The organism is Arthrobacter sp. PGP41 (assembly GCF_002953935.1).
In the GTDB taxonomy this organism is placed as follows: Bacteria; Actinomycetota; Actinomycetes; order Actinomycetales; family Micrococcaceae; genus Arthrobacter.
This window is the reverse complement of record NZ_CP026514.1, coordinates 490786-502933: the sequence shown is the minus strand read 5'-3', so window position 1 is coordinate 502933 and position 12148 is coordinate 490786. Positions and strand designations below refer to the sequence as shown.

General features: G+C 67.9%; 13 protein-coding genes, 3 tRNA genes and 1 pseudogene. 5 read left to right on the top strand and 12 right to left on the bottom strand.

Annotated features, from left to right (window positions below; all coding sequences use genetic code 11):
• The 8 genes from C3B78_RS02390 to C3B78_RS02355 form a co-directional block, all read right to left on the bottom strand.
• A complete protein-coding gene (locus C3B78_RS02390) occupies window positions 1-612 on the bottom strand; it encodes a hypothetical protein (protein WP_104996648.1) in 612 nt (203 codons plus the stop codon).
• Entirely contained in the window at window positions 609-1268 is a 660-nt protein-coding gene (locus C3B78_RS02385) for a hypothetical protein (RefSeq protein ID WP_104996647.1), read from the bottom strand. Before C3B78_RS02385 ends, C3B78_RS02390 begins: the two co-directional genes overlap by 4 nt.
• The gene (locus tag C3B78_RS02380; protein ID WP_104996646.1) at window positions 1265-1645 is read right to left on the bottom strand and encodes a hypothetical protein; all 381 of its coding nucleotides are present in this window, start codon (window positions 1643-1645) and stop codon (window positions 1265-1267) included. The genes C3B78_RS02385 and C3B78_RS02380 overlap by 4 nt, the downstream gene beginning before the upstream one ends.
• Window positions 1642-1833 carry a hypothetical protein gene (locus tag C3B78_RS02375; protein WP_104996645.1) on the bottom strand — a complete coding sequence of 64 codons (192 nt, stop codon included), beginning with the start codon at window positions 1831-1833 and terminating at the stop codon, window positions 1642-1644. The genes C3B78_RS02380 and C3B78_RS02375 overlap by 4 nt, the downstream gene beginning before the upstream one ends.
• Window positions 1830-2285 carry an Asp23/Gls24 family envelope stress response protein gene (locus C3B78_RS02370; RefSeq protein WP_104996644.1) on the bottom strand — a complete coding sequence of 152 codons (456 nt, stop codon included), beginning with the start codon at window positions 2283-2285 and terminating at the stop codon, window positions 1830-1832. The genes C3B78_RS02375 and C3B78_RS02370 overlap by 4 nt, the downstream gene beginning before the upstream one ends.
• A 187-nt stretch (window positions 2286-2472) precedes the next feature.
• Window positions 2473-2548: transfer RNA gene (locus C3B78_RS02365), tRNA-Phe, on the bottom strand.
• Window positions 2549-2596: 48 nt separating this feature from the next.
• A tRNA-Asp gene (locus C3B78_RS02360) sits at window positions 2597-2670 on the bottom strand.
• Between the two features lie 91 nt (window positions 2671-2761).
• Window positions 2762-2834, bottom strand: a tRNA-Glu gene (locus tag C3B78_RS02355).
• A 164-nt stretch (window positions 2835-2998) separates the two neighbouring features.
• On the opposite strand from C3B78_RS02355, the gene C3B78_RS02350 reads away from it, so the two are divergent.
• Window positions 2999-4045, top strand: coding sequence for a PHP domain-containing protein (locus C3B78_RS02350; protein WP_104996643.1), 1047 nt, complete (start codon window positions 2999-3001; stop codon window positions 4043-4045).
• Between the two features lie 19 nt (window positions 4046-4064).
• Here the strand turns inward: C3B78_RS02350 and C3B78_RS02345 are convergent, their stop codons facing one another.
• A complete protein-coding gene (locus C3B78_RS02345; protein ID WP_104996642.1) occupies window positions 4065-4748 on the bottom strand; it encodes a DsbA family protein in 684 nt (227 codons plus the stop codon).
• Window positions 4749-4874: 126 nt separating this feature from the next.
• On the opposite strand from C3B78_RS02345, the gene C3B78_RS02340 reads away from it, so the two are divergent.
• From C3B78_RS02340 to C3B78_RS02325, 4 genes and pseudogenes are all read left to right on the top strand, one after another.
• The gene (locus C3B78_RS02340) at window positions 4875-5858 is read left to right on the top strand and encodes a DMT family transporter (RefSeq protein ID WP_267895220.1); all 984 of its coding nucleotides are present in this window, start codon (window positions 4875-4877) and stop codon (window positions 5856-5858) included.
• A gap of 9 nt (window positions 5859-5867) precedes the next feature.
• The gene (locus tag C3B78_RS02335; protein WP_104996641.1) at window positions 5868-6296 is read left to right on the top strand and encodes a metallopeptidase family protein; all 429 of its coding nucleotides are present in this window, start codon (window positions 5868-5870) and stop codon (window positions 6294-6296) included.
• A 10-nt stretch (window positions 6297-6306) separates the two neighbouring features.
• The gene (locus tag C3B78_RS02330) at window positions 6307-7227 is read left to right on the top strand and encodes a cation diffusion facilitator family transporter (protein ID WP_104996640.1); all 921 of its coding nucleotides are present in this window, start codon (window positions 6307-6309) and stop codon (window positions 7225-7227) included.
• 288 nt (window positions 7228-7515) lie between these two features.
• A pseudogene (locus C3B78_RS02325) lies at window positions 7516-8914 on the top strand (C40 family peptidase).
• A 40-nt stretch (window positions 8915-8954) separates the two neighbouring features.
• On the opposite strand, the gene C3B78_RS02320 reads toward C3B78_RS02325, so the two are convergent.
• The 3 genes from C3B78_RS02320 to C3B78_RS02310 are packed head-to-tail and all read right to left on the bottom strand — an operon-like array spanning window position 8955 to window position 12092.
• Window positions 8955-9839 carry an ABC transporter permease gene (locus C3B78_RS02320; RefSeq protein ID WP_104996639.1) on the bottom strand — a complete coding sequence of 295 codons (885 nt, stop codon included), beginning with the start codon at window positions 9837-9839 and terminating at the stop codon, window positions 8955-8957.
• On the bottom strand, window positions 9826-10824 hold the full coding sequence (locus C3B78_RS02315; RefSeq protein WP_104996638.1) for an ABC transporter ATP-binding protein: 999 nt from the start codon (window positions 10822-10824) through the stop codon (window positions 9826-9828). The genes C3B78_RS02320 and C3B78_RS02315 overlap by 14 nt, the downstream gene beginning before the upstream one ends.
• On the bottom strand, window positions 10821-12092 hold the full coding sequence (locus C3B78_RS02310; protein ID WP_324778418.1) for a LolA family protein: 1272 nt from the start codon (window positions 12090-12092) through the stop codon (window positions 10821-10823). Before C3B78_RS02310 ends, C3B78_RS02315 begins: the two co-directional genes overlap by 4 nt.
• Between the last annotated feature and the right edge of the window lie 56 nt (window positions 12093-12148).

Below are 12148 nucleotides of genomic sequence, written 5' to 3'. Positions count from 1 at the left end.
TCAGCGGACGCGCTCGGCCCTGCCGAAGCGCGTCCGCGCCCCGGCGCCGATGTGGATGAGTACAGGAATCTTCCTGCCCACTACAGCGTCAAGGGAATCGAGCAGCTCGGCCACCTCGGCGGCGAGCAGGTGCGGCGCCACGCCCTGCCGGGGCAGGAGCCGCACCTTCAAGGCCGGGGACCCCTTGACGTCATAGGTGACCACAGTGGCACCGGCCAGGTCCGGCCGGCCGGCGAGGGCCTGCTTTAGGGCTTGCTCCGCCACTCCCCCGCTGATCCGGACGTCCCCGGGAACGTCGCCGGGATCGTACTCGGCTGCCAGCAGGTTGGAGCGGCCCTTGCCCTGCTGCGCGATCCAGGCGACCATGAGGCCGATCAGCAGCAACAGGGCCAAGGCCACCACAATCCATAGCCAGCTCTCCGAACGGCCAGGGAACCGGGTGGCGTTGAAGGCGCTGTTGGCTGCGTCCCAAAGGCCCGCGGACCAGGAATGCCACCACGGCCTGACCGCCGGCACCGCTGCCAGCAGCATCAACAGCACTCCTATTGCCAGCAGCTTGAGGCCCAGGACAGCGAGCAGGACCCGGTTGAGGAGGCGCGGCGTGCTGTTCATGCCCCGATCACCCCGGAGGGCGCCACGTTGATGCGGACCCCGGGTGCGGGCTCGAGCCCCATCTCGTTGAGCTCGTCCTGGACAGCGGCGAGCACGTTTTCCTCCCGGACGGGCACGCCGGACGTTGGCCGGACATTCACCACCACCTGCCGCTGGGAGACCACCACCATCACCTGTTCGGGCGTGACGTTGGCGGCCAGCCGGGCACGCCTGGCAAGCGAGGATGCGATGACCTCATCATCCACCACCACAGCCGGCCCGGCCCCGCCGCGTCCGCCGGGCGTAAGAAGGTGCCGGGCGCGCCGTCCGGGCAGTACACCGTTGAGGAAGAAAAGCAGGCCAACCATCGCCAGCACGGCACCGATCGCGCCCAGCAGCAGCGGGGAAATCCCTGCGGGCAGGGCCACGATGCGCTGTGCCGCCGCTTGGGGATCGATGAGCCACGGAGGTTCGCCGATGGCGTGCACGGCCGCTTCCAGGAGGCCGTACGCGGCAAGCACCATGACGACGACGGCGGCGACAGTCGACATTACTGCCCGTGATGAATGGGTTTCCCGCCGCAAAATGCGGTCCATGTCAGGCCCATCCGCCCTGCGGACGCGGGCCTGCGGGCTCGAAGCTTCCGCGCTGCTGCCCTGCCGCCGGGTGCGGCTCACTGGACCCTCCCCGCATGGCTGATCCTGACGCCGCTGATCCTGATATCCACCCGGCTCAGCTGTGCTCCGCTTAGCTCTGCCACGGTAGTAAGGATGTGGGCTTTGGCGCTGACGCCGCGGTCCCAGATGGAGCCTCCGAAAGCCTCCAGCCGGTTGGGGTCGAGGGCTGCCGCCCGCAGTGGCGGTGCGCTGATCGGCGCGACGAGGGACAGTGCCAGCAGGCCGTCGTCGTCAGTCCAGTCCGCCCTGACGTCCTGGGCGTCGACGCCCAGTGCCTGGGCGGCGGCCGCCTTCGCGAGGCTCGTCAGCGCCTGCGTACTGATCCGGTTATGGCCGTTGAGCACCTGCGCCCGCACGGCCGGCGCAGGCGAACTCATGAGGATGAGCGCCGGCCGATGATGGCATCCAGCACGCCGCGCAGGTCCAGTTTGCCCTCCGCGGCACGGCCCAGCAACGCCCCGACCGCCATGAAGAGCAGGGATATAAGGAAGCCCCACAGGCCGAACTGCAGGGACATAAAGGCGACGAACGCGCCCATGGCCATACCGGCTACGGTGAGGTTCACAGCAGTGCCTCCCTTTCGGTGGGGCCGGGCGTTGTTGCCTTTACGGGAGGCGGCACGTAGACGTCAGTGACCTCCACGTTGACCTCGATGACCTGGAGTCCCACCAGTTCCTCCACCGCACGGTAGACGGCGGCCCGGACCTGGTCTGCGAGGGAGTGGAGGGGGGTCCCGTAGCTTGCCACCAGGCTGATGTCCACGGCCACCTGGGTTTCGCCGACTTCCGCATGCACTCCGGCAGCATGGTCCGAACTGCCGACGGCGTCCCGGATGGCGCCCAGTGCGCGTGATGGTCCGGACCCCAGGGAATAGACCCCGGGGACAGCGCGGGCGGCGATCCCCGCCACCTTGGCCACTGCTGTTTCGGAGATCACGGTGCGGCCCAGCGCGGAAGCCGGGACCGGCACGGCGCGGGCCTGGATGGCCGCCTCGGGTTGTGGGTTCTGGTATTCCATCAGGCACTCCCCCTTCTGTTGCTCCCAACCCTATCCCTTGGCCGAGGGTTACGGCAGAAGGCAGGAGCCGCGGGGAGGTCCGCGGACAGGCGGGGCACGTCAGGTCAAGGCTGGAACAGCGGGGCAAGCGTAAAGGGGCAGCCGTTAAGCAGAAAAGCACCAGTTCCGAAGAACTGATGCTTCCCAGTGGTGGCTCCGACCGGCGTCGATCCGGTGACCTTTCGATTTTCAGTCGAACGCTCTACCAACTGAGCTACAGAGCCTAGGTGACTAGTCACCATGAGAGCCGGAATTGCTTCCAACAATCAGAGCGACCCTGACGGGACTTGAACCCGCGACCTCCGCCGTGACAGGGCGGCGCGCTAACCAACTGCGCTACAGGGCCTTGCGTTTCTTGCTTTCGCGGTATCTCTACCGCTTTTTTCAAGGCTTCCAGCCTACCAGACATTTTCTGCCTGCCTGACCAGTTCCTTGCGTACCCCCAACGGGATTCGAACCCGTGCCGCCGCCGTGAAAGGGCGGTGTCCTAGGCCGCTAGACGATGGGGGCCAGAACCCGTTCGGAACAAAATAAAAGGCGTCAAGCGATGCTTTCCGTCTTTGTCCTTTGCGTTTCTCCGAACTGGACTCTAAAACTATAGGGCCTAGGCAGGAATTATCCAAAATCGGCCAAAACACCGCCACAGGGCAGGCTGGACGGGTCAAGATGGACGGATGGATGCCGTAGCAGCGCTCAATGAGATCGCCTTCTGGCTGGAGCGCGGACGCGCTGCCACCTTCAAGGTCCAGGCGTTCCGCAAGGCGGCGGCTGCCATCAGCCCGCTGCCGCCGGAGGAATTGGCTGCCCGTGCACGGAACGGCCGGCTGAAGTCAATGAAGGGCATCGGCGACCGGACGTACCAGGTGATCCGGCAGGCAGTGGAGGGAGAGGTCCCGGATTACCTCGCCGACCTCCGCGAGAAGGGCGTCCAGCCGCTGGCTTCCGGCGGGGCTACCATCCGGGAGGTCCTGAGGGGCGACCTGCACAGCCACAGTGAATGGTCCGACGGCGGCTCCCCCATCGAGCTGATGGTGGCGGCCGCCGGGGTGCTGGGCAGGGAATACCTTGCACTGACGGACCACTCCCCCAACCTCACCATCGCGAACGGGCTCTCGGCGGAACGCCTCCTGCAGCAACTGGATGTGGTGGACGCGATCAACGACGGCACCCACCCCGCGATCGAAGCTGCCCGGGCTGCCAACCCTGTGCGGCTGCTGGCCGGCATCGAGGTGGACATCCTGGAGTCCGGGGACCTGGACCAGGAACCGGAACTGCTGGACCGCCTGGACATTGTGGTGGCCAGTGTCCATTCAAAGCTCCGCTCGGACGGCAGGACCATGACCCGGCGGATGCTCGGCGGCATCCAGGACGCGCACACAAATGTCCTTGGCCACTGCACCGGACGCCTCGTGGAGGGATCCCGGGGTACGCGCCCGCCGTCGGATTTCGATGCCAAGGAGGTGTTCGCCGCCTGCGCCGAACACAACGTGGCAGTGGAGATCAACTCCCGCCCGGAACGGCAGGATCCGCCGGACGCGCTGATCCAGCTGGCGCTCGATGCCGGCTGCTTGTTCTCGATCGACAGCGACGCCCATGCACCGGGCCAGCTGGATTTCCTGCAGTACGGGGCGGAGCGTGCCGAACGGAACGGGGTCCCCGCTGACCGCATCATCACCACCTGGCCGGTGGAACGCCTGCTGGAATGGGCGGACGCCCGGTAGCCCCGGCTGAAACCCGGTCCTACTTGGCGGCGTCCGCGAGCTTCTGCCGGAAATCGGCCTTGCTAGTGAGCGTGAGCTTTTCGCCGTCCAGGAAAAAGGTGGGCGTTCCAGTCACGCCCAGCGCCTTGCCGTCCGCAACGTCGGCAAGGATGCGCTCCTCCGTCCTGGGATCGGCGACGGCGGCATCGAAGCGGGAAAGGTCCAGCCCCAACTGCTCGGCAAAGGTGCGGAACAGCGGGGCCTGGGATGCCTGGTTCCCGGCCCACTGGGACTGGGTTTCGAACAGCCTGTCCGCCATCTGCTGGTACTGCCCCTGCTGGCCCGCGGCCTCGGCAGCCAGGGCCGCCTGCCCCGAGTTCGGGTGGGCCGACAAGGGGAAGTGCCGGTGGACGAACGTGATCCTGTCGCCGAACTCCGCCTTGAATTCCTCCACCACCGGATGAATGGAGCCACAGGACGGGCATTCGAAGTCAAGGAACTCCACCAGCTGCGCCTTCTCCACCGCCGGGCTGGTCAACCGGTGGCTGTCTGTCCGGACAAGCTGCTCGGCGCCACCTGACTGGGAGGCAGGATCCGGTGACTTCCCCAGCGTCAGCACCGCGTACCAGGCAACACAACCCGCCACGACCAGCGCGAGGATGATCCAGATGACTTTCCTTGTAAGGCGTGCAGAATCGCGGGGTGCAGCCGGGCTTGAGACCATAAACCGCATCCTAGCCGAGGAGCCTGTTCCCGCGGCTGCACGGAGGCACGCCTTTTGGCAGGAACTTGACCAGACATGGCTGATTTCCGCCAGCCAGCGCCGCCGGCCCGCAGCTAGATTTGCTTCATGCCTTCAACCAGCCCCGCCAGCCGGACCGCCTCCGCACCTCCCCAAGCAGCCGCCACCCGGGTGAAGGCGCTCGGAGTGGCCGCCATGGTGGTGACCGTGGTCCTTTGGGCATCGGCCTTTGTGGGTATCCGGGCGATAGGCCCGCACTTTTCCCCCGGCCCCCTGACGCTCGGCCGGTTGGCGATTGCCGCCGTCGTCCTGGCCCTGCTGGTCCTCCCCCAACTGCTGAAGAGCAGGCTGCTGCCGCGGGGACGGGAATGGTGGCCCATCCTCGCCTACGGAGTGATGTGGTTCGGCGGGTACAACGTGGCGCTGAACGCCGCAGAGCACGTGCTTGACGCCGGCACCAGTGCCTTGCTGATCAATGTCAACCCCATCCTTGTGGCCATCATGGCCGGCGTCTTCCTCAAGGAGGGCTTTCCGCGGTGGCTGATCATCGGGAGCCTGGTTGCCTTCGCCGGGGTGGCGTTGATCGCCTTCGGGTCCGGCCAGGCTTCCACGCCAGGGGAACGCACGACGGCGGACGTGGCAGGGGTGCTGCTATGCCTCCTTGCCGCCGTGCTCGCCGCAGTCAGCGTCATCATCCAGAAGCCGGTGCTGCGGAAGTTTCCCGCCGCGCAGGCCACGTGGTTCGGGATACTTGTGGGCGCGGCGTGCTGCCTGCCCTTTGCCGGCCAGCTCATGGCCGAGGTCCAGGCCGCGCCGCCGCAGGCAACCTGGGGCCTCGCCTACCTTGGCGTCTTTCCAACAGCGATCGCCTTCACCACCTGGGCCTACGCGCTCTCACTGGTGGATGCGGGGAAGCTGGCCGCCACCACGTACCTGGTGCCCGGAACCACCATCCTGATCTCCTGGCTGCTGCTCGGTGAAATTCCCGGCGCCTTGGGCCTGGCTGGCGGACTGGTGTGCCTGGTTGGCGTGGGGCTGACCCGGCGCAGGAGCAAGGCTGCGCGCGGGGCCGGGCCGTCCGCTTCCCGCTAGAATCCAGGTATGCCAGCCAGCCTGCCGCCGGGACTGCCGACCGTTCCTGAAGGCCCCAGCGAGCCCCTTCGCTTCACCATGCCCGAGGACGAGTTCGAGGCCGCCGTCCAGGACGCCCTGGACAGCATCCCGGAAAAACTGGCCGGTGCCATGGACAACGTGGCGGTCTTCATCGAGGACGACTACGTGCCAAAACCCGGAGAGGACCCGGATACGGTCCTGCTGGGGCTTTACGAGGGCGTGCCCCTGACTGAACGTGATTCCTGGTGGGACGCCGGCTCGCTGCCGGACAGGATCACCATCTACCGCGAACCCATCCTGGAAATCTGCTCCTCACGTGAGGACGTCATCCACGAAGTTGCGGTGACAGTGGTGCACGAAATCGCCCACCACTTCGGGATAGATGACCACAGGCTGCACGAGCTCGGCTGGGGCTAGCCTTGTAGGCATGGGACACGACCACAGCCATACCCACGGAATCACCGCGACCGGCCGGCACCGGAAACGGCTGGTGGCCGTCCTGGTGATCACGCTTACCGTGGTCCTGGTCCAGGTGGTGGGCGCCGTCCTTTCCGGATCGTTGTCCCTGCTGGCAGATGCAGGCCATATGCTCTCCGACGCCGCGGGGGTGACCATTGCCCTGCTGGCCGCGTGGATAGCGGGACGGCCTGCCAGCGACCAGAGAACCTATGGCTACCAGCGCGCAGAGGTGCTTGCCGCGCTGGCCAACGCATTGATCCTGGTGGTGATCTCCGTGGTCATCTTCACCGAAGCGGTGCGCCGGATCGGTGCGGCGCCGGAAGTGCAGACCAACATCATGCTGTTCGCCGCCGTCCTTGGCGCGGCAGCGAACGTGGTGTCGCTCCTGATCCTGCGCGGCGCCCACCAGGAGAGCCTCAACGTGCGCGGCGCCTACCTGGAAGTGCTGGGTGACCTGCTGGGTTCCTTCGCCGTCATAGCTGCCGCCGTGGTGATCATGGTGACCGGCTTCCAGGCCGCGGACACCATCGCGTCCGTGGTGATCGCCCTGCTGATCCTGCCGCGGGCCTGGTCGCTGCTCCGCGACGTGGTGGATGTTCTGCTGGAGGCCAGCCCCAAGGGGGTGGAAGTACAAATGATCCGCGAGCACATCCTGTCGGTCGAGGGCGTCACGGACGTGCACGACATCCACATCTGGACCATCACATCCGGTGTTCCGGTCTTTTCCGCGCATGTGGTGGTGGAGGACGGGGTGCTCAACGCCCGCGGCGCGGACCAGCTGCTGGACAAGCTGATCACCTGCCTGGGCTCGCACTTCGACACGGACCACTGCACCTTCCAGCTGGAACCAGCCAGCCATTCCGAACACGAGGCCCATCAGCACGCCTAGCCAGGCCGCGCCGGACTGTCCTGTACAGCCAGGGCGACACGCCGTTCCGCTGGTCCAGCCAAATGACACTGTTGTGTTTTATGTTATTGATGTGGCTCTTGTTGCCAAAGTGCAAGAGGTCACGTAACCTCGGACTGCTGGCGGGCATCAGAGGGGCACTGTTGTGCCTCCACCAGGACCTCCAGCCCTACCGCTTCGAGGTTCCCGCAGATGGTTTCAGACAATTCCTTGCGCAAGTCACTGCGCACTTCCCTTGGCAAGTCCGCTGTGGTGTGTGCCGCCGTCGTGATGATGGGGACTGCCGCAGCGCCCGCAGCCGCCCTGTCCGCGCCGCAACGGCCCTCCTTTTCCGTGCCGGCCTCGCCGGAAGTCCCCTCGGCAGAGGACATCGCCGCCGCCAAATCCAGCGAGGCCGCTGCCGCGGACCAGGTGGCCGCGATCGAACAGATCCTTGGCTCCGCGGCAGAGTCCCGGCAGGCCGCGTTTGCCGCGGCCATGCAGGCCAACAACGCCTACAGCGAAGCCCTGGTGGAGCTGCAGCAGCGCAGCTCCACAGCGGCCGCGGCCTCAGCCAGGGCTGCGACGGCGCACGAGCGGCAGGACAAGACCCGCCGGCAGGTGGGGCAGCTGGCCGGCGACCTCTACCGTAACGGCGGCCTGAACCCCACGCTGGGCACGTTTGCCAGTGGCGGCGGCGAAACCCTTCAGCAGGCAGCCACCCTCCAGGCGCTCTCGGCCGGCCGGAGCCGGGCCTTTGAGGCTGCAGACGCCGCCGCTGAGGCAACACGTTCCCTCACCGCGGCAGCCGGGGAGGCCACCAAGGCCGCGGATGAGGCAGCACGAACTGCCGAAATCCGGAAGTCCCAGGCGGACGAAGCCAACGCAGCCTCCGCCAAGGCCGTAGCGGACGCCAAGGCACAGCGCACCGTCCTGGTGGACCAGCTGGCCCAGCTGCGGAACACCACCGTGGCACTGGAATCGGCCCGGGTGGACGCCCTGGACCGGCAACGGGAAGAGGCCCGGCTGGCGGCGCTGGCGGTTGCGGCCGATAAACCGGCGGCAGCTGCGGCAGCCCGGGAGCAGCGGACCACGGCGGGCGACCGGCCCGCCGCTGCAACACCGGCGGCGCCGGCAGTCCCCGCTCCCGCGGCTCCCCCGCCCGCAGCTGCCCCAGCCCCTGCGCCCGCCCCGCCTCGCTGCGCGTCCCGGACCGGTTCCAGCACCGGCGCCCGCTCCGGCGCCCGCCCCCGCTCCGGCGCCCGCCCCGGCACCGGCACCAGTCCCCGCTCCGGCGCCCGCCCCGCCCTTGGGCGGAGGAACCTATGAGGCAGCCATCTCTGCGGCCCTGGGGAAGGTAGGCGCGCCCTACTACTACCAATGGGGCGGAACCGGCCCCTACGGTTTTGACTGCTCGGGCCTGGTGCAGGCGGCGTTCGCGGCCGCCGGAAAGAACCTTCCGCGCACGGCCGCACAGCAGTACGCCTCCGCCTCCACGCACGTACCCCTCTCCCAGGCACGGCGCGGGGACCTGCTGGTGTGGGGCTCGCCGTCGAACTTCTACCATGTAGCCATTTACCTGGGGAACGGGCAGGTGGTCCACGCGCTGAACCCGCAGGAGGGCATCGGGGTGACCCGGCTCAGCGCCATGGCCGGGATGCAGCTCTACCCTTACGCCGCACGCTACTAGGCGGACGGCTACTAAGCCGGCCGCCTAGTAGGCGCGCAGTTCAGCTCAGGACGTCCTTAGTGACAAACCGGCCGTAGGCGAGCGCGCCGAACACGGCCACGTATCCCGCCTGCAGCAGGGCGTTGCTGGCGAACGAATCCCACAGGACGGGCTGGCGGAGCAGGTCCCCGAAGCCCAGCCAGTAGTGGCTGAACAACCACGGGTGCAGCCATTCGAGCTGTGGCAGTTGATCGAGGACCTGGGACACCACGGAGAGCACTACCGTGGCGGCCATGGCACCCACCGGAACCACGGTGAGGGTGGACAGGAACAGCCCAATCGCGGACAGCCCGGCCAAGGAGACGGCCAGGTATGCGGCGATCAGGAGGACGCGGAGCGCGGCCTCCGGAGGCTGGATGACGTCCCCTGACAGCAGGGTGACCGGCCCCACGGGGAAAAGCGCGGCCCCGATGGCGGCCCCTGCAAGGGCCACCGTGACCGGCGCAGCCACGCAAAAGGCCAGCGCTCCTGCGTACTTCACCAGGAGCAGCCGGACACGGCCCGTCGGCGCAACCAGCAGGTACCTGAGCGTTCCCAGGTTTGCCTCGCCCGCGATGGTGTCCCCCGCCACCACCCCCACCGTGAGCGGCAGGAATAGCGGGACGGACACCAGCATGGCGGTGAACGCCACGAACAGCCCGTTCTGCGTAATGCGGTCCAGGAAGGCCGGCCCCCGCCCGGGAGGAACGGCAGAGGAGACCCGGACGGCCACCGCAATCAGGACCGGGATAGCGGCCAGTGCCAGCAGCAGGGCCCAGGTTCGCCGGCGCCGGAACAATACCGCCATTTCCGAGCCCAAAAGGGACCAGCCGGCTCCGCGCGGGGGCGCCGCTGCCCTGCCGGCGGATGTTTCCAGGTCCTGCTCCGGAACGCTACTGGGCAACATCGAACCCCTCCCCCGTCAAGGCGACAAACCGCTCCTCGAGGCTCTCCCGTTCCACCGCAAAGCCGCGGACCCGGACGCCCGCCTGCACCAGCTCGGCCACCAGCTCCTCCGGGGAAGGGTGTCCCGCCCCGGGGCCGTGGCGGGCAAGGTCGGCGGTCAGCACCTGCCCGTCCGGACGGCCCGGTCCTTCCTCCGGCGCCAGCCCCAGCCGGGCCAGGACAGTGGACGCCTGGCCCGGATCCGGGGTCACTAGGCGGATGCGCGAACTGCCGGACCGGCGCAGGTCCGAAAGGGGACCCTGGGCAACGAGCCTGCCCGCACTCATGACGGCGGCGTGGGTGCAGATTTGTTCCACCTCGGCCAGCAGGTGGCTGGAGACGAAAACGGTGGTTCCGTCTGCTGCCAGGGACCGTACCAGGTTCCGCACTTCCCGCGTGCCCTGAGGGTCCAGGCCGTTGGTGGGCTCATCCAGCACCAGCAGTTCGCGGGGCGACAGCAGGGCGTTGGCGATCCCCAGCCGTTGTTTCATGCCCAGCGAATAGGCATGGACACGCTTGCCGGCGGCGTGGCTGAGCCCTACCCGTTCCAGCGCCGTGCCCACCCTTGCCTTTCGCGTTGCGGGATCGGCGTGCCTGCCCGCGGCATCGAGCCGGTGCAGGTTCGCCGTTCCGGACAGGAACGGGTAGAAGGCCGGCCCCTCAACGAGCGCCCCCACGCGCGGCAGGACATCCTGGAAGCTGCCCGGCATCTCCTTTCCGAGCAGCCTGACCGTCCCGGCGGAAGCAGCCGCGAGGCCCAGCAGCATCCGGATGGTGGTTGTCTTTCCGGAGCCATTGGGCCCCAGGAAGCCAAAGACGGCGCCGGGCGGCACGGCAAGGTCCAGGCTGTCCACGGCCACCTGCCGGCCGAAATGCTTTGTCAGTCCCCGTGTTTCGATGGTCAGGCCGTACGCCCAGGGTCCGCGAAGCCCTGCTGCGCCCGTCACGGGGCCGAGGAGGCGGCTTGCAGCGTGCCCGCCGGGACCATGCCCGCATAGATGCGGCCGTCGTCGGTGAACAGGACGGTGAACAGTGCAGTGGAGAGCACCCGCCCGCCAGGAACAACGACGGCGGCCTGGGCCAGCGCCGGATTCTGCGCCAGCGCCTGGTTAAGGGCTGTTCCGGCTTCGGTTCCTGCCGGAAGTTCCACGACGGTCTCCCAGCCTGACCCTGTCAGGTAGGGCCGGGCCTTGCCTTGGACATCGGCGGCGAGCTGGTCCGGGGTGATGCGCATTCCGGGGTTGCCGGGCAACCCGGAGCTGAGCGGCCAGCGCGTGGGATGTTGGGGCTGCAGTTCCTTTACCGTGCTGCCGGGCGGCGGGACGAAGCTGAAGAGGGAGTCGTCAGGGGCTTCCAGGGACTGGCTGGTGAATCCGGCGCTGAACGCCGGCGCCTCCGCGCCGCGCGCGGTGACCTTCACGGAGAGCGGCATGCCGTTCTCCCCGTCGACGGCGATGGCCACCTTGCCAACAAGTGTTCCCTCCGTTCGGGGCTCAAGGACGAGGTTGTATGCGGGGCGGCCTGCGACGTTGAGGCCAGGGCCGATCGTCACGGCCGTCGAGCTGTCCGCCGCGGCAAGGAACTTCCCTGCCAGTTCCTGGGGTGTTCTCGGGACGGGCATCCCGTCCGGGACGTGATCAGTTGGGGGATCGCCAGGAAGCTGATGCCCGGGGTCCGTCAGCGGCAGGTCGCTGGCGTGGGCCGGCAGTGCCAGGTGCGCTGCAGTGTTGTCCCTGGACGAGTAGAACCAGACGTCACCGCCGCGTCGGATGATGTCCCGTTCCGCGAGCCGGTCCATTACCTGGATGCGTGCTTTGTCCTTGCCGTCCACGAAGATCCGCGCAGTGTGGCTGCCGGTAAGGAGCTCGATCGCCGACGCTGCCCCGCCGGACGAGGCCGGACCGGATGTAGGACCGGTTGCCGGCAACTCCGGCAGCCCCAGGTCCGAGGACTGTTCCACGGTGCCTGAAAAGGTGTGCGCGGTGTGGGAAGCGAGCAGCGCGACCACTTCGGCCGGGGTCTTCTCAGGAAGGGGATCGCCGGCCCGTGCCGGGATGGACCCCACCAGCACCCCAGCTGCGATCACTGCGGGAACGGCCGCTGCAGGTACCCACCGGAGAACGGACCGGTTCATCCCGCGTCCCGCGATTTCGCCGCGTCCCGGTAGCACATCCGGGCCGCTCATTGTCCCGCTGCCTCCGTCGTTGGAGCCCATATTCCAAGGGTACGCCTCGGGAACGCTCCCTACACCTGCCCGGCCCGGCCCGCAGG